Genomic DNA, 26,784 nt, shown 5'->3' with positions numbered 1-26,784 from the left:
CGGAATTGGTAGACGCGCTAGCTTCAGGTGTTAGTGTTCTTACGGACGTGAGGGTTCAAGTCCCTCTCTTCGCACCAGATGACTCTTTTTCTGATTTCATTTAGTTATTCTACTTATCACTCCGCGTTAAATTCCCTAAATACCCTTCTGTTTTATCCTTCTTGATTTACATCCAAAAGCTTTATTTCTGATCCTTTATTCCCGCATTTTTGTTCCAGACGCTGTTTTCCAGCAAAGCCATTACATCAAATTGAAGTTCACCGATACGGCTGCCAGTCCGCCCGCCAAGGCAACAAAAGACGGCAACAGCATGTAATGCCTCAACTTATTATTCAGTAACATCACCAGCGTGGCCAGCATCGCGAAAATCACCAGTATTTTCAGCTGTCCGAGCGTCATGTTTGCCATCGCCAGCAAGGGCAATAGCGCGCAAGGCAGAAGGACGCCCCAGGCACTGGAAAGACGCTTTCCGAGACACCAACTGACTCCCCATAATCCGCATGCCGTAACAATTGCTGCAATCATGCTGCTGCCCCACGTTAACTGATAATGATAACTAGTAGCATATAGCAATTTTTCTCATTGCGCACCCCTTTCGCCGTGCATTATCTGTACGTTTTAGGTCGGGTTATGCAAAGAACTGTAATTTTCTCCGGATAAAAAACAGGGGATTTCATGTGCGCGGATGGGAAAGGAATCGCGTAATAACTGGCTTTAACATGATTTAGATCAAAAAACAGATCTCAAAAATGCGACGCCGATCGCTGAAACGGTGATTTTATTTATCTCAGAGGATTAGCTAATCTGTTTTGAAATGTATCAATAAGCTTCAAGCCGTAATCGAAGGTTCGAGATTTACGACGTTTATTGCCACCGGAACATCGCCACAAGGCCGATAATCCCCTGACAGAGAGAAGCACATTATGACGATCCTGAAACCCCTCCTTGAACGTAACAAAAGCTGGGCCGACACCCAGTGCCAGTGCGACCCGCAGTATTTCGCCAACACTTCACAGCCGCAGCAACCGCATTCGCTGTGGATTGGCTGCTCCGACAGTCGCGTGCCTGCCGAAGTGCTGACCGGCTCGCATCCGGGTGAACTGTTCGTGCATCGCAACATCGCCAACATGGTGGTTGAAGATGATGATAACCTGCAAAGCGTGCTGCAATACGCGCTGGAATACCTCAATGTTTCTGCCATTATCCTGTGCGGCCATTACGGCTGTGGCGGTGTGCAGGCTGCAAGCGCGCTGCCCGACATGCCGCTGGCCGCACAGGATAACGCCCTTTCTCGTCGCATTCGACTGCTTCGTCAGGCGCTGAGCGAGAGCTTGCATGACACCTCTTCCGCGCAAGACGAAACTGCCCGCCAAAAGCAGCTGGTCGAAGCTAACGTATTGACGCAATTCGCTAATCTCACCGCCACCGAGCCGGTTTTACAGCGCTGGAGTGAAGGACACAAGCTGGAAATTTACGGCTGTGTCTATGATTTGCATACCGGACATTTGAAAGAGTTGGTGCAGCAAAATGCGCCTGAATACGCGCTGGAAAGTTAACTATCAAGCTCTTTAAAAGGTTTGGTTTCTAAAGGCCTGCTTTCTTTAGATCTCGAGTCAGATCTAGAGTCTACAAAGTCTGAGCTTTAAGAAAAAAATAAAGCCCCTTTCTAAAAGTCAGGGGCTTTTTTTACATCGTCGAACCTGTTTCTGGAAATCTATTTTCTATAGCTCTGTTTCTAGAAACCTGTCTTTAGAAGATCATTTCTTGGTAACCGTATTTTGCTCAAGCAGGGCAGCAAACACTTTCTCGACCGCCACGGCGCCGGGATCTTTCACCCCTTTCAGACTTTCACTATTAAGGTAGGAAGATCGCCCCGCGTTGGCTTTTTTCATGCTGGCGGTATCCTTCGCTCCTTTCGCAGCGGCCTTGGCGGCACCTTTATAATCTCCGGCTTTCTTGTCCAACGCCTCCAAGGCAGGCTGTAGCGCATCGATCAAGGTGCGATCGCCGAGATCTGCGCCGCCGTAATGTTTCATGCGTTCGAGGCCAAACAGCAGCGACTGCGCAAGATTGCCGCCTTCACTAACCTTCTGACCTGCGGCAGTGAAGAAGATCGACATTAATACGCCGCTTGAACCGCCCATCACAGTCGCTAAACGATCGCCGACTACGCCAAACAGGGACGATAAATCATCCTGAGGCAATTTTTTGCCTTTGTTTTGCTCGAGCAGATCTTTAGCGCCGGAGGCAAAGGTGGAGCCGGTATCGCCATCACCCACTTTGGCATCCAGCTTGTTTAGCTCGCTTTCAAGGGAAACCAGCGTTTCGGTAATCGTGGTGATTATTTTACTCACCTCCTCATTCGTGGAGGCTTTGACCTTCACTTTTTGAGAAATCTTTTTGCCTTTCTGAACCGGTAATTTTTCGAGTTTGACCAAAGGATGCCAGCCAGCGGCTTCAACCTCTGAAAGTAGCGCCTCTTCGATGCCCTCGTTCAACTCGATGGCCGATAGCGAAAACCCTTTCATATCAAGCGCGCTTACCAACGCAGCGGGCCCGATCAGGTAACGAACGGCCCCCGCCAACTCGGAATGCACCAGCTCTTTGGTGATTTGATTCATCTCCAACGGCGAGACGCCGCCAAGATTGTTGATAAGTACCGCCAGCTTGGCGTTTTTCTTCAAATTCTGTTGCAGCGTTTCTACTAACGCTTTCACTATTTTCTCGGAGTTATGGGTTTTCAGCGTCGAGATACCCGGTTCGCCGTGAATCCCCAGTCCCAATTCGACCTGACCCGGCGCGATACGATCGCTTTCTTCCTCGTCATCATCGCCTCCTGGCAAATTACAGCCGTGCATGGCTACGCCGATACTCGAGGTCGCGTCGATCGCCTGTTGCGCGATTTTGGCGACTTCCGCCAGCGCTTTACCCTGCTCGGCGGCATAACCCGCCACTTTGTGAACCAGCGCCGTGCCCGCAATGCCGCGTGGCTGCTTGTTGTCAGGCAGTGCAACGTCGTCGGCAACCATCACTAAATCAACCTGATAACCCAGATTTTTGGCTTTCTCGGCGGCCAGCCCGAAGTTGAGTCGATCGCCAGTGTAATTTTTAACAATCAACAGGCAGCCCGCCTCACCCGTGACAGCAACAATGGCGTTTAGCACCGCGTCGACGCTTGGTGATGCAAAAACATCGCCACATACGGCGGCGGTCAGCATGCCTTTTCCGATAAAGCCAACGTGCGCGGGTTCGTGTCCGGAACCCCCGCCGGAAATTAGCGCGACTTTGCTTTTATCCCAGTCACGACGGACAACCACGCGTATTGCAGAGTCGACATCCAGCTTGGCGAGATTCTTAAAAGGAGTACTTAAAATCGCGCCTTCAATCACATCATCAATCAGCGTTTTACGGTCGTTCATGAAAAAATTAGACATACCCAGTGAACTCCATGATTTAAGTTAACTTGTTGTTGTGATAAGTAGAAAACTTAACCAAGCATAGTGAAAAAATCTGCGGCGCGTGTAGCATTCCTTGGGGTTAAATAGATATATCCCCCTTTTTTAGGCTTTTTGCGCTTTTTACCTTTTTTAAGAAAGCTTCCTCGCTCTTTGTATAGAAATCATTTCGGTTTAATTTTCTATAATATTTATATTAAATATTTAAACGAATCCGAAAGAAACAGATGATTAGCAAGGTCTATATATCCTAAAAAAATCAATATTCGTTGTTATTATCGGCATTAAATAAACCCAAGCTCAACAAAACAAATAAACACTATGAACATATCGGGGTAGTCATATTGACGGGGTCACTTATTCCACTTTATTATTATCGGCAAAACATCCTTCACCACTCAGCTGACGTCTTCTTATCAAAGTAAATTAAATTATTAATTTATATTAACAAGTCACTCATATTGGATGATTTGAGCCCATCAGAGCACCAAAATGAAAAAAATAGGCTGTTTTATTGCTACCGGCTTTAACATGCTAACCCTTGCGCGCTTATCAGCGGCGGTCGATTTAGCAAATTCAATTTACCCGAAGAACAAAGCTTATCGACTTATTTTGCTCTCTTCCGAAGGAGGAGAAATTTATAGCGCCTGTAAACTGCCTGTAAATAGCCTAAAAGCAATTCAGCCTACGTTGCAGTCATTGAACAGCCTGTTCATTATGGAAAATAATCAGACTTTATTTAAACAGGAAGGTAATAAATCAGCACCTGATGCTTCATTAAGCGAAGGGCATAAAGTGACCTTTATTGGTAAACAAACCACCACCCTTTCCGATCTGCTTTCTGTTACCGACCCGAATAACGCGCTGCCAAAATCGGACGCAGATTTTCAGCTGACGACTTTTATGCGCGCCCTACCTAAAGTTGATTTCAACAAAGAATCGGCGTTGATTCTTAATAAACAGGTATGGACAGCTAACGGAGTATGGGCTGGAATAGATTTAACATTAACATTGATTGAAGAAGAACTCGGCGCAGCGGCGGCGATGCAACTGATTGCCTCGATAGAGAGCTTGTTTAATAAATATGAAAATAATAGCCAACTTGCTGTATTGCAAAACTTTAGCCGACACGGCAACAGCGATCGCATAATCACTTCACTGCGTTTCATTCGAGAAAACTTGCGTAATAAAGTCACTATTACTCATCTCGCTGAGCTGACCAATCTCAGCCCGCGTCAGTTCAGTCGGCTATTTAAAGAGGAAACCGGCACTTCTCCGGCCAAGGCGGTGGCGCAAATCAGAGCGGAGGTGGCGCGTCATCACGTGGTGCAGAATCGTCTGTCGATTGACAAGATTGCCAGCTTCTGCGGCTTTTCAGGGCCTAAAAGCATGCGCCGGGCTTTCTTAAAATTTTATGGCGCGTCACCCTGCTATTTTCGCCAAAAGTAGGGGCGAAACAGGCATAGAGCCTAAACTGAGAGATATTTTAACGCCATGCTCAATGCTCACGACAGGTAGCGACCCAGTTATTGTTGATCATGACCAAATATTCACCTTTTTTTATTTTTTGGAAATGAAACGTTAGGTTGTCATTAGTGCGGGCAAAAAAATTTTCTGGGTCATGAACCTCATCGGAAAGTTCGACGTGCGTGGCTTTCACCTCCGCGGTAACCACCTTTTTGTCTTTTTTTACATGATCAAGCAGCAAACTGCGGGCAATCTTTTTCATCCCTTCGGCCGTATTGTAGACTCCAAAGATGGTTATCATATTGTTTCTTAACCATAAGGTGATTGACCCTTTAAACTGATACTGCCGGTACTGGTCGTTGATAAACTCGCCGTGGGTGATGTCCATTGTGCATGGCGCATCGGGGATAGATTTATCAAATAACACGCGGGTTGCCATGTAATAACCGGCAAGCGTTAGCGCAATAACTACCATCAGTACACTGAGAAATGTTCGTAGGTGCACGGTGCATTGTCCTTATAAATGTTCTTCTCGCAGTAAGCCACCCACACCTTGGGGCCGTTAGATGCGATATAGGTTTCCTTTGTTGCAGGTAACACCTGTCTTTCAATGCGTTGCCATAGCATTTCCGAAACTTTCGTCGTAGGCGCGACAAAATAATTCACGTTTCCAACGTGCTTGACCTGATGAAAATACGCCTGATTATCGTAAGCGATTAAAATCACAATCAGAATTAACGAAGAAAATGTACAACTCAGAATGGTTAATAAATTAGAAACTTTTACGTTTTTAGAAAATTTTTCATTTTTATAGAACTCTTCGTTTTTAGAAAGCTCTTCGTTTTTATAAAACTGTTCTCTTTTAGAAAGCCCTTCTCTTTTAGGAAACTCTTCTCTATTAGTAACTATTAGGCCTTTGGATGGTAATTCTTCAGTTTTAATATTATCAACGGAATAGAAAGATCGGCCTTCGGAAACGTTTTCTGAAAAATTTAAATTTTTGTCATAAAACTCCTCGTCATTATCAGATTCGATATCCGTATTACTGCGGTAAACCACGCCATATCTTGGAATGGTTTTTAAACTGGAAGAAGGCATACCGGCGGCGACAAATTTCCGTCTAATCATTTTAACTAATTGATGATAACTGGACTCGCTGACCACAATACCCTGCTGGTGCCATATTTCCTCAATAATCGTCTCCTTTCTCCCGCGCTTTGCCAAAATTATCTCGAGGATTTTTTTCTCGTTGGGGGTGAGATGAATATCGCCAATAGGGCTTTCGAGACATGACAAAGCCGAATTATAATAAACACCCTCTCGCAAAGGCATTCTATTACCTGCCATAAAAAATCCTTAATTTATTGAAGGTGTTTGGCGAATTTATTTTTAACCACCATGCTATTCTCTTTTAACCACCATGGTTCGGCTATGCCACGGCCATAACGCAGTAAACTTAATTTATTAAGCATGTTCAACTTACTTGCCGGTTAATCTTCCAAAACATAACATATCCCTCTCAGGCCGACCATGCACAATCCTTATATTTTCAGGATTTACTCAGGTAGAGTTTCTCTTAGTTAATGGTGACTTTCAATTTTACTGGCCCTTTTTAAAATAACTTATCTTTTTCGCTTAAATAGTAAAGTCTAATGAGCAAAACCGTGATTTTAGTCGCTTTTTAAATTGAGACTAAATCCTTCATTCCTCACATACCCTGAGGAAAACCTGATTTTTATCTGATTTTTTCCTGAGTAAAATGTGAGTAAAACCTGATTTTTTCGTGATTTGCGAATGTGGTCAGAAGAAATGACGGAAAGCAGTAACAGCGAGCTAAAAAAAAACGACCCAATTTGCATTGAGTCGGCCTGTGATTCGTTTATACGTTCGCCAATAATAAGTCGCTTAACGCATTATTTTTTACGCCATACCGTTAACTGCGCCACCGTATGTTGATGCTTTCTTGCGGTTTCTCGAATAACAAACGGCACATCGACAGGCGATTGCACCTCTTCAAAATCTGCCGCCAGCAGGCGCTGTAATGCCTGATAGCTGGTCAGCGCTTCACCGTTTTCGCGTACACCGCCAATCCAGTTCTCCTTAGGCGTAAATTCTTCAAGCCAGGTATAAGGAGAAGAGAGCATCAGAATGCCTCCGCTAACGATTCTTGGCGTGATGTCACGCAGGAAGCGTCGAGGATCACGCAATCTGTCGATGAGATTCGAGGCTAGCACCAAATCATAGGATTCGGTTTGCGGCTTCAAGTTACAGGCATCGCCCTGCATAAACTGCACTCGCGAGGCCTGCTCAGGCGTGATACCAATATCCGCGAGGCTCGCCTGACAGTATTGCATCAGCTCGCCCTCTTCCGGCATCAGATAACGCCGTTCTTCGCCGCGAACCAGTGACAGCGCCACATCGATAAAGCGCGCCGAGTAATCCATCCCGGTTACCTTATCGAAGGTACGCGCCAGCTCGAAGCTGGCTCTGCCCGTCGCACAACCAATATCCAGCGCCGATCCGCGCTTGTTGACCCACTGCTCGGCAATATCCACCAGCGCGCGGCCATAGTTTGGCACGTTGAAATAGCTCGGGCCGTATTGGAAATCGAGATACTGTGAGACCAGCGTATCCGTTTCATAAGGATTAACGGTGACTTTCTCCTGATGCGTCGACAGCACATAACGGAAGCCCGCATGCTGGAAGAAATGACGGCGGAAAGCGTAACGTGCCGACTTCAGCGCTTCATTGCCGGTCGAGATCCAGCTGCCGCCCTTGATAATCGCGTGCTTGCCATCAAAAGTTGGCGTCGAGAAATCGTCGTACATCGGGTGAATCTTGAAGCCGTCGAAGCCGTTGATCGGCGTGGTAGTCCACTGCCACACGTTGCCGACGATGTCATAAAAATCGCCCTGCGGGAAACGGTCGACCGGACAACTCGACGCCCAATAAGCCAGATTGATATTACCCGGCGCCTGCTGCCAATCGGTTTGATCGCCCTCGACCTGCTCTCTCAAGACATACCATTCCGCTTCGGTCGGCAACTGAATTGATTTGCCCATGTCGTCGGCTTTCCAGCGACAGAAAGCCGCGGCTTCGAGCTGATTAACCTCAGCCGGCCAGTCCCAGGGCATCGCAACCTCTTCGGCCAGCAGTCTCAACCTGAGTTGAGCCGGTTGATCAATGGAACCGACCCAAAACGTTGGCATTTCTGCTTTTGAGAAACTCAGCCAGCCTTGCCCTTCTTCATCCCACCATTGCGGGTTTTTATAACCGCCAGCCTGTACAAACTCATAAAACTCGGCGTTGCTCACCAGCATTTTACTGGCTTTAAAGGCGCTCACGGTTGTTTCTGAATGTCCGTATTCGTTATCCCAGCCATACGTTTCATCCGTTTTACCAAGAGTCACTTTCGTTTCAGGCAGTGAAACCAATGAGTTCACCGGTGCCGCCGTGCGATCGGTGCGCGATTTCTGACAGACTGGCCAATGTGGCTGAGGCGCGACCCATTCAATCGGTAACTGGCGCATTAAAACGCTCGAGGTTTCCAAATGAATGCGCTCGTGCTCAATTCCCATCATCACAATCCACGCCGGGCTTTCCCAATCGAGCGGCAGTTCAATCGGCATGGTTTTAATCAGATCGGTGACTCGCTGATGGACCTTGCCGCGATAGTCGCGCAGCTCGGCAACCGTTGGCCAGCTGTAATGACTGTTGTCCAGATCGTCCCAACTCATTTCATCCACGCCGATTGCCAGCGTCGCTTCAATATTAGGATCGATGCGTTCGTGGATAAGCCCCGCCGCCATCAGTTTATTGATATAGAAAGTCGCCGTGTGACCGAAATAGAAAATCAGCGGATGCCGAAGGGAAATCGCCTTGGTGAAGTAGGCACGTTCGTCTATCAGGATGTCAAACAGGCTCTCATACAGTTCCCAGGTCTGGTTAAAATATCCAAGAATTTCATCGCGTTTTTTCTCAACGTCATTACCGCTCAACAGTAAGGTCTTCGTTGGAGCGGGTAAACCTCCGCTAATCGCTTTGCTGCTCGCCATCGTTATTCCTTATCATTGTTTTGGAAACAGAACAGGAATAAGTGTAGCAGGTGCAGAAAAGGCATCGTTTTTGACTGAGGGGAAAAGTGTAAGCAATAAATAGTCTTAGACCGCAGTTACCTTGCATAGCTAATGTAATCAATGAGCTAAGCAAGTAAAAGCCACGGCAGTAGGAGGATAAGGGAAGACACTCAGCTGCCGGAACGGGGTTCAGAATACTTCAGAAACGGAAACCCATTTTATATTCTAAATATTATCATCTCGTTAATTAAAACAATTAAATTAATAATAAACCATCATAATTTATTATTCTTTATTTAATCAAGGTTAAAACTCTGGCTTTAAAGAATTAACAGCAATACAATTAATAATTATCCCACACCTAATTAGTTAAAGCTTTCTAAAACAAACTACTTTTAGATCCTATAAATTATAAAAATGAATCGATACCATGCTGGCTTTGGTAATTTATTTATATTTTACAGCAACATATAAAGCTCTAGCAATGATTGATCCATAACGCCTCTCCACATTAAGGAAACAAGGCGTTTAAATAAAATATTTAAAGGGAATGCGGTGCGCTGCCGCGCGCTATCAGTGCATAGAATCTAAGGTTGTCGATATATTCACACCATCAATACTTTATTATTTTAATACGCCCATAAATTATTATCAGTTAACGTGATTACACATTATCTGAAATTAAATTTGTCACGCACGCCCATTTTTATTAAAAGGAATTAAATGATGAGCCTTGAGGAATATATTCTTGCCGGCAGTAAATTACCGGTCCACAACCATTATCAGCTTAAATTAACCCAGCTGGAAATCCAGCAACCCGGTGTCGATATTTCGGTACTCAAGTTCAGCGGCAGCGAGGCCATCAGCGATATCCCGCGCTATGACATTGAGTTCACCAGCGCGGTGAAAGACATTGCCGCTCAACACATCATTAACTACTCTGCCCTGCTGCTGATGTACCCCGACGGCCAGCCGTGGGAATCCGTTACACCCCGCGTTATCCCGGGCGTTATCACCCAGTTTCGCCAGTGCAGCACCTCCGCCGATGAAACACGCTACGTCGCGACGCTGGAACACCGCGTCACCTGCTTGAATCAGGGCAGCAATAACGCCATCTACCAGAATGACAGCGTGATCAGCATGACCGAAAACACCTTCCGGCGTTACGGCATGGACCGGCTGGATTTTCGCCTTGCGCTCAACGAGAGCTATCCGCAGCAGACATTTATGATGCAGTTTGGCGAAAGCGATTATGCGCACATTGCGCGACGTCTGGCCGACACCGGCATCTCCTATTTCTTCGAATATAACGAAGAAAGCCACTGTGACGTCATGGTGCTGGCCGATCATGCTTACGCGTGGCCAGAGCCGGTGACCATTCCGTTGCGCAATCCGGCGGGCATGTTCGACGGCGGCATCGAATCCGTCTGGGATATGTCGGTCAGCTGCAAAGCCATTCCGAAGTCGGTGCTGGTCAACGATGACTACTATCCCGCCGTGCAAAACGACATGACCGCGTCGGCGACCACCCAGCCGGACTATCCGGCACTGGTCGCCGAAGATTACCGCTGGGGCGAGCACTATCCCGAACCGGGCAAGGAACACAGCAGCCAGCCCGGACAAGGTATCTGGTATGCAAAACGCCGTCGGGAACGCTACCTCAGCGAACAAATCACCCTTGAGGGCAAATCCAACTGCATGACGCTGCGGCCGGGCATGGTCATCACCACTCCGGGCAAAGAGTGGCCGGAAGCGCCCGACGGCCTGCTGATCGTTTCTACAAGCTCTACAAACGTCGCCCGCGACACGGCATATTTTGTCACCTTCACTGCCGTGCCGCGTAATACCCAATACCCCTATCGCCCCGCCCTGCTGCCGTGGCCCGTTATCACCGGCACGCTGCCTGCCCGCATATCCAGCGCCCATCCCGATGAACCTTACGCCCACATCAACGCCGACGGTTTATACCGCGCCCGGTTTGGTTTCGACCGCACCGAGTGGCAAAAAGGCTTTGAGAGCTGCTGGCTGCGACTGGCCAAACCCTACGCCGGCGATACCTACGGTTTTCATATGCCGCTGCTGGATTCCACCGGCGTGGCGATTGCATTCGAAAACGGCGACGTCGACCGGCCTTATATTGCCTGTGCGCTGCACGATTCCCGCCATCCCGACCCCGTGGCGTTACCGAATTATAAGCGAAACGTCATACGCACGCCGGCGAACAACAAGCTTCGACTGGACGACACGCGGGGTAAGGAGCACATCAAGCTTTCGACGCCCGCCAGCGGCAAAAGCCAGCTGAACCTCGGCGCGCTGGTTGATGATAAGCGTGAAGACCGCGGCCACGGCGCCGAGCTGCGCACCGACGACTGGGTGTCCGTTCGCGGCGGCAAGGGCGTGTTTATTTCGGCCGACCTACAGGCTTCTGCGGGCGGTCGGCAGCTGGAGATGCAGCGGGCCAATGCGCTGCTTTCGAATGCGATGTTTGAAATGCAAAGCCTGTCGGCCAGTGCTCAGCAGGCTCAGGCATTGGCCGCAGACATCGACCGGCAACAGGCCCTGCTGCAGCAAAAACTCGACAAGCTTCAGCAGGCCGTTTTACTGCTGAGCGCGCCAAAAGGCATCGGGATTGTCAGCGGTGACAGCATGCAGCTTTACGCGGAAGAGAGCCTGACGCTGACCGCCGGTGAGCAGGTAGATATCGGCGCAACGAAGGCCTTTACCGTCGCGGCCGGTGATCAAATCAGCCTTTTCAGTCGCAAGGGAACCAAGATGTTTGCGACCCATGGCGACATCGATATTCAGGCGCAGGGCGGAAAAGTCACCACCTGGTCGACGGACGATACGCACGTTGCCAGTGGCAAAAAGATGACCGTGACGGCTCAGGATGAGCTGGTTCTGATTTGCGGCGGAGCCTATATCAAGCTGAAAGGCGGAAACGTCGAGATTGGCGGGCCGGGAAAACTGCTGGTGAAAAATGGCGGCATCGTAAAACAAGGCGCGGCCAGCATGCAAAGCGCCATGAAATCATTTGAACCTGAACAGTTCAGTGAGGCGTTTGTCATTACTCATCCGCTCAACGGTAAACCACTGGCTTCTCAAAAATACAAAATCACGCTAGACGACGGTCAGATAATTGAAGGTGTCACGGATGCTTCTGGCAAGACGCAAACCATAGCCTCAAATGCCGCTAAAGACATGATCATAACGTTGATGAATGATTAAAAGGAATTAAATGAATCATGAAGAAGATAACGAAATTAATCGTCGGCGCGCTCGGTCTTTCTATCACATTAAGTTTAACAGGTTGTGTCGTTGGCCCTTGGGGAGGTGTCGCTATAGTAAATCCTTTTTCCGGCTGGGGGGAATATCGTAAGGCTCGAAAAAATTATGAAGAGCAGGAAGTTATCCGAGATGAAGCCAGAAAGCAGCAATTAATTCTAAAATCCAAAAGTGTGCCGCAGGTCATTTATCACATTGATAAAAACCGCTATCTCACCTTGGAAAATTACAGTAACTGCGATGATGGCTCGATTTATTACCATAATGATATAAAAAATATAAAAACTAAACTCTGGTTCCTTTCCGAAGGTACGATGAATTACAAAGGGAAATTTATCTGGGCAGCGAAAAATGACGACCTACTGGTTCTCCCTTTTGTTCGTGGTGATAATGACCCCTGCGGGGACTCAGTCAGAGGCTGCGCCCGCAGTATATTATCAGTCAGTAATGATGGCGGCAAAAATTTTCAACGCATTATATTTCGCGCAATATATAGCTCAGACTCTAAAAATTACACGATCGTTATAACTGATGATGCTATCTACATTAAAAAAGACAGATTTAGCGCAGAAAAATACGCGATCAACAGTGCTGGTGAATTTTATAATGTGAGACAAGCATGGATTAAGGACGAGCTTTACAAAGAAATATTAAAATTAGGTGTGCCAGAAGATGCTTTAGATAAAACAAGATCAAGCGGGTTTGACGGAAATTTGCTGATAAACAAATACCATTACACTGAAGCACAAATTTATAAACTGGATATTAAGTCTTCAGCTCTATTTGATACTCTTAACGACTCGCCATTTATCGAGAAACTCCCCAATATCAAAACAGGAAATTTAGGCAGCAGCAAATTTAGCTGCACAATGCCTTCCCCTAAAAACACCTTGAACGTCGATAAAATAATTGGAGAGGTAACGGATGCTTCTTAGAAAATACAAATAACAGAGCTAAACGTCGTTACGCTATAACAATATTTTTGATGAATTATTAAAAGGAATTAAATGAATCATGAAGAAAATAACGAAATTAATCGTCAGCGCGCTCGGTCTTTCTATCGCATTAAGTTTAACAGGTTGTGTCGTTGGCCCTTGGGGAGGTGTCGCTATAGTAAATCCTTTTTCCGGCTGGGGGGAATATCGTAAGGCTCGAAAAAATTATGAAGAGCAGGAAGTTATCCGAGATGAAGCCAGAAAGCAGCAATTAATTCTAAAATCCAAAAGTGTGCCGCAGGTCATTTATCACATTGATAAAAACCGCTATCTCACCTTGGAAAATTACAGTAACTGCGATGATGGCTCGATTTACTATCATAATGATATAAAAAATATAAAAACTAAACTTTGGTTCCTTTCCGAAGGTACGATGAATTACAAAGGGAAATTTATCTGGGCAGCCAAAAACGACGACCTACTGGTTCTCCCTTTTGTTCGTGGTGATAGCGACCCTTGTGGCGACTCACTCAGAGGCTGCGCCCGCAGTATATTATCAGTCAGTATTGATGGCGGAGAAAAATATCAGAATATTATATTTAGTGCAAGTAATAGCTCCGGCTCTAAAGATTATACGATCGTTATAACTGATGATGCTATCTATATAAAAAGCGACAGATATACTGCTGACAAATACGCGATTGATAGCACAGGTAAATTTTATAACGTGAGGCAAGCTTGGATCCAAGATGAGTTTTATAAAAGAATGTTGCAGTTCGGTGTACCAGAAGATGTTTTGGTAAAAAGTAATCCATTAGGATACTCATTTATTTGGCTAAAAGATAAGCATTACTACTCAGATGCCCAAATTTATCAAGTAAGTATTAAAGCCAAGGCATTGTTTAATCAATTTAATGACTCTCCTACGTTAGAGAAACTTCCTGATGAGAAAGCAGGGAACTCATTAAGTAGCAAATTTAGTTGCAATATTTCCATGATACCAACTCCCTCTAAAAATCAAGGATGATCTATGTCTAAAACATATAAGCACGATAAGCCTACACGTTTATTAAATAGTAAAAAAAAACCCAATGGCCTTCAACAAGCTAAAAGTGCCATGAGCCCCAAGAGTGTTAATGTTCTTGGTGAAATCAATAAAGGGCTCCAACTTCCGGGCTTGGTTATCTTTGTTCATGGCGTAAATTCCGACGGCGAATGGTATGCCCCGGCAGAAGAAAACCTTTGTAAAGGTCTTAATGTCCGGCTTGGCTTGGAAGGAACAGATTTTAAATTAAAAGCTAATGAATATAACGAAGATTATACATACCCAGTAAAAGTTATTAAAAAAGGCCGCTCTCCTGTCATTCGTTTCTATTGGGGATATCGTGCACAAAAAGGAAAAGAAAAGGATTTTGTCATCCCATTGAGAACAAAAGAAGGAGTGAGTTATACCGATCTAAATAATGAACAGATTAAAAACAGCCCAGATCCATTTTTCTGGGGCGGCGGCCCTTTTCAAAACGGCTGCACGTCGTTGTATTCTTTATGGAGCAAGAAGGGCTTTGGCAAATATTTAAAACACATCCCAATCCCTATAAGTACGCAGGCATTTAATGAGGAAACAGACCGCCTTTTGGCCAATGCCCCACCCCGTGAGTACTTTGCCCATGCTGCCGGGAGACTGGCTAATTTGGTGAGAATGATCCGTAAACTTAGTCCGACGGATACCGTAACCATAATTTCTCACAGCCAGGGCACGATGATCGCCAGTGCCGCGGCAGCAATGGAAGGCGCCGCACCCGATGCGCTCTTTTTGATGAATTCCCCGCTCTGTCTTGAAAGCAAAGGGATAGATTTTATCACCTATGAATTAGCGGAATGTGTTTCTGAAGTTGCCAGGCGTGTCACCTTTGCTGATATTGTCGGCAAAGTGGCGGAAAATAAAGACCGCCTAAAGAATGCTGACCCCAAAAAACTCATTTGTGGTCTTGATGGTGCACGCGAAAACTGGCATCCGGCGGGTAAAACCTCCCACCCCGATGTTCCGGAGCGGGACAATCACGGCCGCACCTATATCTATTGCAGTCCGCATGACCGGGTGATGGGATCATCCCCCTTACTGAGTATCGGCTGGCAGGGCCTTCCTAACACCCAGGAAAGCAATTATACCCGTAAGCATCCTCTATTTAAGATGGTCCCAAAAAACTCACTTTTTGTGCGCATGCTCGCCCGTAATATGGCCTGTGGCGAAGCCCCTAACCCGCAAACCCCGTTCGGAACCTTGCCGGATATGCGTAAAGACTGGAAACCAAAAGGCGGCAACTCATTCTGGGATAATAATGATAAGACTGTATTTAGCCGTAGGGCATGGCCAGATCCTGACCCAAAACAAAAGCTATACATAAATGCCGAGCAGGTTCCCCTGCCTATCACTGCGGAACAACTGGCTAATTTTGATGTAGAACGCAAGGACATTAAGGGCTTACCCGCTGATCTGGCTGCCAATGGAATCTATCCTACTGACAAAGATTATGGTGATTATGGCTACGGATGGGGACAAATAGGTCCCACTTCAAGCGAACCAAATGACATTACCTTCAAATATTATATCAAGCTGTATGGTTACATGCAGAGAAGAACATTCCCTGTCAAGTCAAGCTCTCCTCATGACAAACCAAATATAGACAGAGAAAGCGTAGAGCAAATGCGCTTTCGTATTAGCCAATATATATCCCGGCCCGCCGACCACAGTGATTTACCCCAAAACCCGCTATTTCTCCAGCAGGTGGTGGCCTATGACTTACCCATAGGGTTCTGCAATATAGGTCAGAACGAATACCAGATGAAAATGCTGCGTGATATGGCCGACTGGACACAACAAAATTCAGATCCTTATTACCAAACGGGCAAATTTATTGCCCCTCCACTTCCCCCCCTTATTCGCAAAGATGCAGATGCCAATGCCGGTCAGCGTTATAAAGAGGCAGAGAAAGAGGCCGAGGAAATCAATACCGCTTTCATCCGAGCCCAGAAATCACAGGGAGAACTCGCATGAACAATGTGGTGGTTCTTGGCGATAAAACCTCTCACGGCGGCACAGTCATTTCTGCTTCATCGACGTTTGAAATCAGAGGCAAAAATGCCGCGCTGCTAAACGACAGCGTGAGCTGCCCTAGACACGGCCCAAACCGTATTATCGAATGCGAGCCGGGTTATGACGAGGACGGAAAGGGCATTGTGGTGCAGGGCTGTAAAACCGAATGCGGATCGGTGGTGTATGCCAGCTTGCCTGATGTAGGGTTCAAATAATGAGCTGAACAATTCCTCAGGCGGTAAATGGACAAGTTACCTATCAGTCCGGTTCGTACAAATTCACCACTTGAACGACGCTCAAATAATCGCAGAGGTAACGGATGCTTCTTTAAAAAATACAAACAACAGGGTCAAAGGTCGTTAACGCTATAACAATAACTTTGATGAATAATTAAAAGGAATTAAATGAATCATGAAGAAAATAACCAAATTAATTGTCAGCGCGCTCGGTCTTTCTATCACATTAAGTTTAACAGGTTGTGTCGTTGGCCCTTGGGGAGGTGTTGCTATAGTAAATCCTTTTTCCGGCTGGGGGGAATATCGTAAGGCTCGAAAAAATTATGAAGAGCAGAGAGTTATAAAAATTGAAGCCAGAAAGAAGGAAAAATTGGCGGAAGTCTATAACCCGCCGCAGGTTGTCTATCGCATTGATAAAAATCGCTATATCAACTTGGAGAATTATAGTAATTGTAATACTGGAACACTTTATTATTACAATGATAATAAAAAGATAAAAACCAAACTTTGGCATTACTCCAAAGCAATCATGAACTATAAAGGCAAGTTTATCTGGGCTGCGAAAAACGACAATATAATGGCTATTCCCTTAGTAAGTGGTGATGATGATTCCTGCGGTAACTCAGGCAGCGGCTGTGCTTACAGTATATTGTCAGCCAGTAATGATGGCGGAAAAAATTTTCAACGCATTATATTTAGTGCAATTGATAGCGCAGACTCTGAAGATTACACGATCGTTATAACTGATGATGCTATTTATATCAAAAGCGACAGGTATACTGCTGATAAATACGTACTTAACAGCACTGGTGAATTTTATAATGTGAGACAAGCATGGATTAAGGCCGAACTTTACAAAGCAATGTTGAAATGGGGCGTGCCAGAAGATGCTTTAGATAAAACCGATTCAAGGGGATCTTATAATGCTTTGTTAAAAAATAAGTATCATTTTACTGAAGCACAACTTTATGCGCTGAGAGTTAAGTCTTCAGATCTAAGATATACCCTTAACCACTCACCATTTGTCGAGCAACTCCCCAGTATTAAACCAAGCAATTTTAGCAGTAGCAAATTTAGCTGCACAATGCCTTCCCCTAAAAACACCTTGAACGACGCTAAAATAATTGCAGAGATAATAGATGCTTCTTGAAAAACGCAAACAACAGAACCGAAGGTCGTTACGCTATAACAATAATTTTGATGAATGATTAAAAGGAATTAAATGATCATGAAGAAGATAACGAAATTAATCGTCAGCGCGCTCGGTCTTTCTATCGCATTAAGTTTAACAGGTTGTGTCGCTGGCCCTTGGGGAGGTGTCGCTATAGTAAATCCTTTTTCCGGCTGGGGGGAATATCGTAAGGCTCGAAAAAATTATGAAGAGCAGGAAGTTATCCGAGATGAAGCCAGAAAGCAGCAATTAACTCTAAAATCCACAAGTGTGCCGCAGGTAATTTATCACATTGATAAAAACCGCTATCTCACCTTGGAAAATTACAGTAACTGCGATGATGGCTCGATTTATTATCATAATGATATAAAAAATATAAAAACTAAACTTTGGTTCCTTTCCGAAGGTACGATGAATTACAAAGGGAAATTTATCTGGGCAGCGAAAAATGACGACCTACTGGTTCTCCCTTTTGTTCGCGGTGATAGCGACCCTTGTGGAGACTCACTCAGAGGCTGCGCCCGCAGTATATTGTCAGTCAGTGTTGATGGTGGGGAAAAATATCAGAATATTAACTTTAGTGCAGTTAACAGTTCCGATTCTAAAGATTTCACCATCATTATTACCGATGATGCTTTTTACATTAAAAACGACCAATATACTGCGGACAAATACGTACTTAACAGTACTGGCAAATTCATTCAATCCCGTGAAGTTTTAATTGACGATATTTTTTACAAAAAAATGCTGGCAATGGGAATACCTCAAGACGCACTAGATAAAGAGAATCCTTTAGGTTTAAGTGGAAGATTATTATTGACTAAATATTCATACAACGAACAACAGCTTACTAACCTGGGTCATAAAATAAGCATTTTATATGCTGCTATAAGAGATGAAGTACCCGAAGATAAACTTCCAGATTTAATACCTGCACCTCAGAGTGCAACCCATTTTAGTTGCACTATCGATTTACTTCCCCGTTAATCTAGAAATTAAGGATGCCCCATGTCTAATGCCTACATGCACGATAAGCCTACACGTTTACTGAAAACTAAAACGACGCCCAATGGCCTTCAACAGGCCAAAAGTACCATGAGCCCTAAGAGTGTTGGTGTTGTCTGTGAAGTCAATAAAGAGATCCAACTTCCAGGTTTGGTTATCTTTGTTCATGGCGTAAATTCCGACGGCGAATGGTACCGCGATGCAGAAAAAAATCTTTGTGAGGGCCTTAATCAACGTCTTGGTTTGAAAGGTACAAAGTTTGCCCTAAAGCCCAATTTATATAGGGAGGACGGTACCTTTCCGATAAAGATTATTAAAGTTGAGCGCTCTCCAATTATTCGTTTTTACTGGGGTTACAGCGCCAAAAAAGGAACTGAAGATAAATATGTTATCCCACTAAGAACCGAAAAAGGTACAAGCTACCGAGATCTTAATCCTGAAGAGCTGAAAAATAATACCTATCCATTTTTCTGGGGCGGCGGCCCTTTTCAAAACGGCTGCACGTCGCTGTATTCTTTATGGAGCAAGAAGGGCTTTGGCAAATATTTAAAACACATTCCAATCCCTTTTAGTGCGCAGGCATTTAATGAGGAAACAGACCGCCTTTTGGCCAATGCACCACCTCGTGAGTATTTCGCCCATGCTGCCGGGCGACTGGCTAATTTGGTGAGAATGATCCGCAAACTTAGTCCGACGGATACCGTAACCATAATCTCCCATAGCCAGGGCACAATGATTGCCAGTGCCGCGGCAGCAATGGAAGGTGCCGCACCCGATGCGCTCTTTTTGATGAATTCCCCGCTCTGTCTTGAAAGCAAAGGGATAGATTTTGTCACCTATGAATTATCGGAATGTGTTTCTGAAGTTGCCAGGCGTGTCACCTTTGCTGATATTGTCGGCAAAGTGGCGGAAAATAAAGACCGCCTAAAGAACGCCGACCCAAAAAAACTCATTTGCGGTCTTGATGGTGCGCGTGAAAACTGGCATCCGGCGGGTAAAACCTCCCACCCCGATGTTCCGGAGCGGGACAATCACGGCCGCACCTATATCTATTGCAGTCCGCATGATCGGGTAATGGGATCATCCCCCTTACTGAGTATCGGCTGGCAGGGGCTTCCTAACACCAAGGAAAGTAATTATACCCGCAAGCATCCTCTATTTAAGATGGTCCCAAAAAACTCACTTTTTGTGCGCATGCTCGCCCGTAATATGGCCTGTGGCGAAGCCCCTAACCCGCAAACCCCGTTCGGTACCTTGCCGGATATGCGTAAAGACTGGAAGCCAAAGGGCGGCAACTCGTTCTGGGATAATAACGATAAGACTGTATTTAGCCGTAAGGCATGGCCAGATCCCGACCCAAAACAAAAGCTATACATTAATGCTGAACAGGTCCCCCTGCCTATCACTGCTGAGCAGCTGGCTAATCTCGATATAGAACGGAAGGGCATTAAGGGTTTACCCGCTGATCTGGCTGCTAATGGAATCTATCCTACTGACAAAAATTATGGTGATTATGGCTACGGATGGGGACAAATAGATCCTAAATCAAAAGAACCCAATGACATTACCTTCAAATATTATATCAAGCTGTATGGTTACATGCAGAGAAGAACATTCCCTGTCAAGTCAAGCTCTCCCCATGACAAACCAAATATGGACAGAGAAAGCGTAGAGCAAATGCGCTTTCGTATTAGCCAATATATATCCCGGCCTGCCGACCACAGTGAATTACCCCAAAACCCTCTTTTTCTTCAGCAAGTGGTGGCCTATGACTTACCCATAGGATTCTGCAATATAGGTCAGAACGAATACCAGATGATGATGCTGCGCGATATGGCCGACTGGACAAACTTGAATTCAGATCCTTATTACCAAACGGGCAAATTTATTGCCCCCCCACTTCCCCCCCTTATCCGCAAAGACGCAGATGCCAATGCCGATCAGCGTCATAAAGATGCGGTGAAAGAGGCCGAGGAAATCAATATCGCTTTCATCCAGGCTAAGAAATCACAGGGAGAACTCGCATGAAAAATGTAGTGGTTCTTGGCGATAAAACCTCTCACGGCGGCACAGTCATTTCTGCTTCATCGACGTTTGAAATCAGAGGCAAAAATGCCGCGCTGCTAAACGACAGCGTGAGCTGCCCTAGACACGGCCCAAACCGTATTATCGAATGCGAGCCGGGTTATGACGAGGAGGGAAAGGGCATTGTGGTGCAGGGCTGTAAAACCGAATGCGGATCGGTGGTGTATGCCAGCTTGCCTGATGTAGGGTTCAAATAATGAGCTGGTCAATTCCTCAGGCGGCATCGCGACAAAAGCCGCCAGCATGGTCGCCATGGGTTTGCGTGTTAATTTTTCTGCTGGCCATTGCACTGGCTGTAGTCTGGGTGGCGCTGGATGCGCCATCAACCCAAGTTAACCCTTTATCTTCAGGCAATTACCTGTCGCTGACCGGCTTCACGCTGGTCGCGATATTGTCATGCCTGTCTGCTTATCTTCTCTCATGGGAAGCCGAAGCGTTGCAATATCACAGCTGGACATACTGGCAAGCAGACTCTCACGCTGCGTGGCAAAATTGGACTCATCAGCATCTGCATATCGTTGATAGTGTTAACTTTACTACTAACCTGAATTTCTGCCCGCAGGCTGCGGATTTGTATCTTTCTGAAGACGATGAAGAAGAACCTGCCATTTTGCTGTTTCCAGACGAGGATGTGCCGCCAGGCATTTATCGTTTTGAAATCATCTGTCGCCGTATTCTGATGTCGTTTAAAAACGCTATTAATGCGCTGAGTTTACCCAGACAACAAACATTCAGTCTTTACGTGCAGACGCAAACGGAGGTCAATGAAACACACATTTTCTACCTCGAAGAACTTTGGAAAACGCATTATCCCGAATACGCCTTGCAGATAAAACCTGTCGAGCCGCAGGCGTCTCTGGAAATTCTAGAGTCCTGTCTGGACGCACAGACACCCTCTATCGTTATTGCACTGCTCTACTACGAGGGTGTGGAAGAAAAGCCTCTCGGCGAAATTGCTACCGGCCTCCTGCTTTCTCCCGACAGCCTGCTCAACGCTGAAGCACAACAAAATGCCCCCCAGCTTTTTAGAGCCATGCCGTTGAATCTAAAAAACTTGCCGGAAGAGTTGCTTGAACTGCACGATATGACGCAGCAACCGGCGGAGTCTATTAGTCTGGTGTGGTTCTCCGGACTAACCGACTCCCTACGTCAAAAACTCAATGCCGTTGTCCACGACCTGAAATTGCCGCTGCGCAAAGAAGCCCCAATGGGTGGACAGCTTGATTTCGACAAACGTTGCGGAGGATACGGTCCTCTTTCTAGCTGGCTGATGCTCGGCACCGCCGCCGAGAGACTCACGCACGATCAAGGTAGCCAATGGATATTGGCGGGTATAGAAGAGTCAGGCTGGGCAGTCGTGGTCGGAACAGAAGCGCCGGTTCAGTCTGACTATTACAGCCAGTTGCCCAGCGATGTCTACCCTGCCGGATGCCTAGTCGCCTCACTGCTTTTCAATCTGGTAATGTTCTGGTCTCTCGGCCATCTCTTTCCAGACTGGATATTTTCTTTTTGGGGCGCACTCTCGCTGATCCTGACTCTGGTTGTCACGATGATTGGCACTACCGTTGGTTTGCGGGCCATATTAAATCGTCGACTTGAGCCGCACTTTATCCGCTCTGCGCGACAATGAAGATAATATGGGTGAGCAGATTGGCGTCGATCAACGTATCTCAAGTAATTAATTACATGCAGCACTTATTAATTCTTATTAATTAAAAAATAGATCAATTTAAATAAAGAGGCAAAAAGATCTCGTCAATATTAAATAGTGCGAAACAGACTCTTATCTATTTTACAAAAAATAAATTATTGGTGTGGATACGTTGAAGATCGCGGTGTTAAATTAGGATGTGATAATTAAAAATGGACATTAATAATGAGTAATAAAAATGAAACCAGTGATATCAGAAAGGCGTTGAAAGTAATCGGTGTTATGGCGGCTATATTTTTTGGAATATGGATTATTGGAGGCCTAGTTATCTCCATACTCCCGACAGTCGGCGGAAGTTTTGGCTTTGGATTCCCCAGCGGCTCCGGTGGCCGAGCTATCAGGGATGTTGAAATCGACGTAGATCCGCAGGTTGTCTACCGCATTGACGATCACCGTTTCTTTACGTTTGAGCAATACTTGGACTGCAACAACGGCGGATTTGTTTATTATAACGATACGAACAAAAAGATTAAGGTTTTGGCTGGTTATGAGGGAGCAGATAAAAGGCCTCAAAACGAAATTACAACAATGCAGCTAAACGATGTGCTTTCACTTAACGGTAAGTTTATTTATGCCGCCAGCGACAATGTGATTGCTTATCCAACTAGAGACGTGAGCTATAAATACGGAAACTCTACTCATTATATAGCTTATAAAAATATCAGCACCCCATCTAAAAATGCAAAATTTGAGGTTTCACCATCGAATTACAATACGAACACCGTCACGGATGAGGCTATTTATGTTCAAAACAATCCCTTTCCAAAACATTTCAAAGAATTCATCATCCCAAAAAAATCAGATTATTATAAATGGATTCCAGCTTCAGAAGTTCATATCAACAGAGTGTCTATAGATGACCAATTCCACTGTGACAACACTATTAAACCACGACGCTTAAAATACATTTCTGACTAAGATGGGTTGACACTGAAAGTGTTCAATCGGGATGTGATAATTAAAAATGGATCTTGATTATGAGTAATAAAAATGAAACCAGTGATATCAGAAAGGCGTTGAAAGTAATCGGGGTGATGGCGGCTATATTTTTTGGAATATGGATTATTGGAGGCCTAGTTATCTCCATGCTCCCGACAGTCGGCGGAAGTTTTGGCTTTGGATTCCCCAGCGGTTCCGGTGGCAGGGCTATCAGGGATGTTGAAATCGACGTAGATCCGCAGGTCGTTTACCGCATTGACGATCACCGTTTCTTTACGCTGGAGCAATACTTGGACTGTCACAACGGCGGATTTGTTTATTATAACGATACGAATAAAAAAATTAAGGTTCTGGCTGATTATGAGGGAGCAGATAAAAGGCCTCAAAATGAAGTGTCAGTGAGCAAAGCAAATGACACATTAGCGTTTAAAGGTAGATTTATTTATGCAGCCAATGATAGCATCATTGCATATCCAAGTAGAGATGTTAATTACAAGTATGGATACTCAAAGTTTTTTATAAAATACATAGACCTAAACAACAAAAACAATACGACAATCAGTAGCGAAATATTCATAGATGCTATTGCAACCGTAACCAACGATGCTATTTTCATACAAAACAGTACAGTCTCTAAATACAGCAAAAAATTTATAATCCCACAAAAAAATACAATTGATTACGAATGGTTATTGTCTACAAATATTAATCATCCTATACCCTCAAAAGATGAATATTTTCATTGCGATAATAAAATCAAACCTACACATATAAAGTTCATTAATAAATAATATGGAAATACATAAATGGAAAAGATAAAAGACCCTACGCGTAAATCAGTCTGCATCTTTGATGACAACGGGAAACCATATTTTCGGAGTAGTTTGTCTCCTAAGAACGTAAAAGTTAGGGCTGAATGCCAGCCTCCGCCACATTATCCCGGCATTATCATCTTTGTACATGGGGTTAATTCTACCGGCGAATGGTTTGCAAGCGCTGAAAAAAATATATGTGAAGGATTAAATACCCGATTGGGATTGGAAGATACTCCTTATATGCTGGAATATAATCAGTACAATTGCGACGATCCCTCTGATTCTGAAAATTATAAGAAAGATCGCAAACTGCTGAATGCGGGAAACTCCCCAGTGGTCCGTTTTTATTGGGGATACCACTCCGCAGCGGGAGAGGAAGATAGATACCTTATTCCGCTGGTCAACCGCCAAAACGAAGATTACCGCGCGTTGAAAAAACAGGGGCTGAAGCCTGAAGCGCTACAGGCCAAAGGGCCTTGGTTTTGGGGGGGAGGTCCATTCCAGAACGGAACCAATAACTTGGTTTCTCTATGGGGGGAAACTGGTTTTAATGAAAGATTACGCCATATACCAATTAAGGTACAAGACTTTGCCCCTGATTTTGATCGTTTACTGACTAGCGCGCCGCCGCGTAAATATTATGCTCACGCCGTTAAAAGACTGGCTGATTTATTGGATTTAATCAGAAAAGAATATCCAAGAGATACTGTAAGCATTATTTCACACAGTCAGGGAACTATGATCGCGTTGGCAGCAACTGCTCTTGCAAAAAAAGCACCGGATGCATTATTTATTCTGAATTCACCATACGCGATGAAAACAAAAGTGGCAGATAACTTTTCTCTGCCGGATAACGAAATCATATCGGATAAGGCTCGGGAGCAAACGCTGGAAGCCATCATTAATAAAGTAGCAGAGCGCGCAACTTTCCTGACGCTTGATAAATATAAAGATTTAATTGTTGGGAAATCTGAAGAAAATAGCCCCTGGACTCCATTGATAAAGCATAAATCAAAAATCCCACAGGTCACGACAACTGAAACTGCTGAGTATGTTTATGTTTCTTCAGGAAAGACATATCCGGCAGTGGAAAAACAGCAATTAAAAGAAACTACTACTTCCGACAGATGGATTTCGGAGCGAGATAATCACGGGCGTTTTTATATTTACTGCAATCCGCACGACCGCGTGATGGGCTCCTCGCCTTTACTCAGCCTTGGCTGGCAAGGGCTACCCAACATCACCAAGCAAGAGCCACACAAACTCATTACAGGGCATAAAAAACATCTGTTTCAGCGAATGATGGCTCGGGCCACGCCCTGTGGAACTGCACCTAACCCTAAAACACCGTTCTGGCCACTACCTGATGGCAAGCCTTTTTGGGATGACGGTGGTGATTTTCTGACCTATAACACACCAAATCCTCAGACTATCGATATCAATGCCGAAGAAGTCCCGAAACCTATTGCAGCTTCTGCTATGGCAGATTTTGACAAGACACGCCAAGGTGATGGGGAACATTGGGATAAACACCCTAAATCTCGAGTAGGGTTTGCCTGGGGGCAGTATGATGTAGATACAAATTTACCCAACGACGACACCTTTGCAAACTATGTCTTGATGTACCCAAAAATTCAGGTACCAACCGGTAAGTATCGTCCTACAGGTAAAGATTATCCAAAAGTAAAACCAGAGATGAGACTTGAAACGGACGAAGAACACCGAATCCGCGTGGGGTCCTTTATATCACAGCCCACCGATCACAGTACCTTGCCAAACAGTCCCGAATTTATGGAACAGGTCGCTGCCTTTGATTTACCTATTGGCTTCTGTGATGCAACCTGGGACAAGGCCTTTATGGCTGAGCTTCGTGCGCGTGCTGACTGGACGAAAGGCTATGACAGCTATTTCAATAAAGGTGAGTTATCCATCCCTCCAGTTCCCTCAATTATTTCTACAGAACCCTATTATAAGCTAACAAGGGCACTAGAAGCTTCTAAAAGCCGTATGCACTCAAATATTAATAATAATTGATTATGGGTGAATACATAATTTATTCAGTAGAGTTTTTCATTATTTTCAATAATTACATAAGGATTTAATATGTTAGGGCTGGTCGTATTTGTATTGGCAATACATGCAATACTCATAGGAAGCGCCATCACCTTGATACTTTGGCTTTGTATAAAAAAATTAAATTCAGGTGGAATTATTTCACTTGTTTGGCTATTTACCTTACTTGTAGTCTTTTTTATTTTATTCATTGCTCAGAATTGCGGAATACCGTTAATCAGATAGGAAAATTCATTAGAATGTTTTGTTACAGGAGTCAGCATGAAAAAATTCGTAGTTGTACTGGATAATCTCACTTTACCCGTGGCAAAGTTTCATCGACCTCATCTAGTTTTAAATTAGAAGGTATAGCAACGCTGGGCCAAAGATTCTCTTTATATGACCAAGCATCTAGGTAAGTACCGTTTAGACTCTTGTGCAACCTCATGCTGATGACAGGG

20 protein-coding genes are annotated in these 26,784 nt (G+C 45.1%); 15 read left to right on the top strand and 5 right to left on the bottom strand.

What is annotated here, in order from left to right:
• Positions 1-240 precede the first annotated feature (240 nt).
• Complete coding sequence (locus tag SC206_RS05515; RefSeq protein WP_332734982.1) at positions 241-525, bottom strand: DUF1435 family protein; 285 nt, start codon at positions 523-525, stop codon at positions 241-243.
• Positions 526-923: 398 nt separating this feature from the next.
• On the opposite strand from SC206_RS05515, the gene SC206_RS05510 reads away from it, so the two are divergent.
• The gene (locus SC206_RS05510; protein ID WP_332734981.1) at positions 924-1,556 is read left to right on the top strand and encodes a carbonic anhydrase; all 633 of its coding nucleotides are present in this window, start codon (positions 924-926) and stop codon (positions 1,554-1,556) included.
• 201 nt (positions 1,557-1,757) lie between these two features.
• Here the strand turns inward: SC206_RS05510 and SC206_RS05505 are convergent, their stop codons facing one another.
• Complete coding sequence (locus SC206_RS05505; RefSeq protein WP_332734979.1) at positions 1,758-3,434, bottom strand: dihydroxyacetone kinase subunit DhaK; 1,677 nt, start codon at positions 3,432-3,434, stop codon at positions 1,758-1,760.
• 513 nt (positions 3,435-3,947) lie between these two features.
• On the opposite strand from SC206_RS05505, the gene SC206_RS05500 reads away from it, so the two are divergent.
• Positions 3,948-4,904, top strand: a complete 957-nt coding sequence (locus tag SC206_RS05500) for a helix-turn-helix domain-containing protein (protein ID WP_332734977.1) — start codon at positions 3,948-3,950, stop codon at positions 4,902-4,904.
• A 49-nt stretch (positions 4,905-4,953) separates the two neighbouring features.
• Here SC206_RS05500 and SC206_RS05495 read toward each other — a convergent pair whose 3' ends face one another.
• The 3 genes from SC206_RS05495 to ovoA form a co-directional block, all read right to left on the bottom strand.
• Positions 4,954-5,397, bottom strand: a complete 444-nt coding sequence (locus SC206_RS05495; RefSeq protein WP_332734975.1) for a hypothetical protein — start codon at positions 5,395-5,397, stop codon at positions 4,954-4,956.
• Positions 5,397-6,269: a winged helix-turn-helix domain-containing protein gene (locus SC206_RS05490; protein ID WP_332734973.1), complete on the bottom strand. Its 873-nt coding sequence runs from the start codon at positions 6,267-6,269 to the stop codon at positions 5,397-5,399. Before SC206_RS05490 ends, SC206_RS05495 begins: the two co-directional genes overlap by 1 nt.
• Positions 6,270-6,835: 566 nt before the next feature.
• The gene (gene ovoA / locus SC206_RS05485; protein ID WP_332734971.1) at positions 6,836-8,977 is read right to left on the bottom strand and encodes a 5-histidylcysteine sulfoxide synthase; all 2,142 of its coding nucleotides are present in this window, start codon (positions 8,975-8,977) and stop codon (positions 6,836-6,838) included.
• Positions 8,978-9,721: 744 nt separating this feature from the next.
• Here ovoA and SC206_RS05480 point away from each other — a divergent pair.
• The 13 genes from SC206_RS05480 (at position 9,722) to SC206_RS05420 (ending at position 26,305) form a co-directional block, all read left to right on the top strand.
• Positions 9,722-12,223 (top strand): type VI secretion system Vgr family protein, encoded by a 2,502-nt coding sequence (locus tag SC206_RS05480; RefSeq protein ID WP_332734969.1) that lies wholly within the window; start codon positions 9,722-9,724, stop codon positions 12,221-12,223.
• Positions 12,224-12,240: 17 nt separating this feature from the next.
• Positions 12,241-13,215, top strand: a complete 975-nt coding sequence (locus tag SC206_RS05475) for a T6SS immunity protein Tli3 family protein (protein ID WP_332734967.1) — start codon at positions 12,241-12,243, stop codon at positions 13,213-13,215.
• Positions 13,216-13,294: 79 nt separating this feature from the next.
• On the top strand, positions 13,295-14,242 hold the full coding sequence (locus tag SC206_RS05470) for a T6SS immunity protein Tli3 family protein (protein WP_332734965.1): 948 nt from the start codon (positions 13,295-13,297) through the stop codon (positions 14,240-14,242).
• 3 nt (positions 14,243-14,245) lie between these two features.
• Positions 14,246-16,270, top strand: a complete 2,025-nt coding sequence (locus SC206_RS05465) for a T6SS effector phospholipase Tle3 domain-containing protein (protein ID WP_332734963.1) — start codon at positions 14,246-14,248, stop codon at positions 16,268-16,270.
• Complete coding sequence (locus tag SC206_RS05460; RefSeq protein WP_332734961.1) at positions 16,267-16,524, top strand: PAAR domain-containing protein; 258 nt, start codon at positions 16,267-16,269, stop codon at positions 16,522-16,524. The genes SC206_RS05465 and SC206_RS05460 overlap by 4 nt, the downstream gene beginning before the upstream one ends.
• A 196-nt stretch (positions 16,525-16,720) precedes the next feature.
• Positions 16,721-17,695 (top strand): T6SS immunity protein Tli3 family protein, encoded by a 975-nt coding sequence (locus tag SC206_RS05455; RefSeq protein WP_332734959.1) that lies wholly within the window; start codon positions 16,721-16,723, stop codon positions 17,693-17,695.
• Between the two features lie 78 nt (positions 17,696-17,773).
• Positions 17,774-18,703 (top strand): T6SS immunity protein Tli3 family protein, encoded by a 930-nt coding sequence (locus tag SC206_RS05450; RefSeq protein ID WP_332734957.1) that lies wholly within the window; start codon positions 17,774-17,776, stop codon positions 18,701-18,703.
• Positions 18,704-18,724: 21 nt separating this feature from the next.
• A complete protein-coding gene (locus SC206_RS05445; protein ID WP_332734955.1) occupies positions 18,725-20,749 on the top strand; it encodes a T6SS effector phospholipase Tle3 domain-containing protein in 2,025 nt (674 codons plus the stop codon).
• Positions 20,746-21,003: a PAAR domain-containing protein gene (locus tag SC206_RS05440; protein ID WP_332734953.1), complete on the top strand. Its 258-nt coding sequence runs from the start codon at positions 20,746-20,748 to the stop codon at positions 21,001-21,003. The genes SC206_RS05445 and SC206_RS05440 overlap by 4 nt, the downstream gene beginning before the upstream one ends.
• On the top strand, positions 21,003-22,436 hold the full coding sequence (locus SC206_RS05435; protein ID WP_332734951.1) for a hypothetical protein: 1,434 nt from the start codon (positions 21,003-21,005) through the stop codon (positions 22,434-22,436). Before SC206_RS05440 ends, SC206_RS05435 begins: the two co-directional genes overlap by 1 nt.
• Positions 22,437-22,682: 246 nt before the next feature.
• A complete protein-coding gene (locus SC206_RS05430) occupies positions 22,683-23,435 on the top strand; it encodes a T6SS immunity protein Tli3 family protein (RefSeq protein ID WP_332734949.1) in 753 nt (250 codons plus the stop codon).
• Positions 23,436-23,494: 59 nt separating this feature from the next.
• Positions 23,495-24,247 (top strand): T6SS immunity protein Tli3 family protein, encoded by a 753-nt coding sequence (locus tag SC206_RS05425; RefSeq protein WP_332734947.1) that lies wholly within the window; start codon positions 23,495-23,497, stop codon positions 24,245-24,247.
• A gap of 15 nt (positions 24,248-24,262) precedes the next feature.
• On the top strand, positions 24,263-26,305 hold the full coding sequence (locus SC206_RS05420) for a T6SS effector phospholipase Tle3 domain-containing protein (protein WP_332734945.1): 2,043 nt from the start codon (positions 24,263-24,265) through the stop codon (positions 26,303-26,305).
• The last annotated feature ends 479 nt before the right edge of the window (positions 26,306-26,784 follow it).

The organism is Rouxiella sp. T17 (assembly GCF_036663475.1).
GTDB lineage: Bacteria > Pseudomonadota > Gammaproteobacteria > Enterobacterales > Enterobacteriaceae > Rouxiella.
Note: the sequence above shows the minus strand (reverse complement) of the source record. Positions and strands in the feature narration are given on the sequence as shown.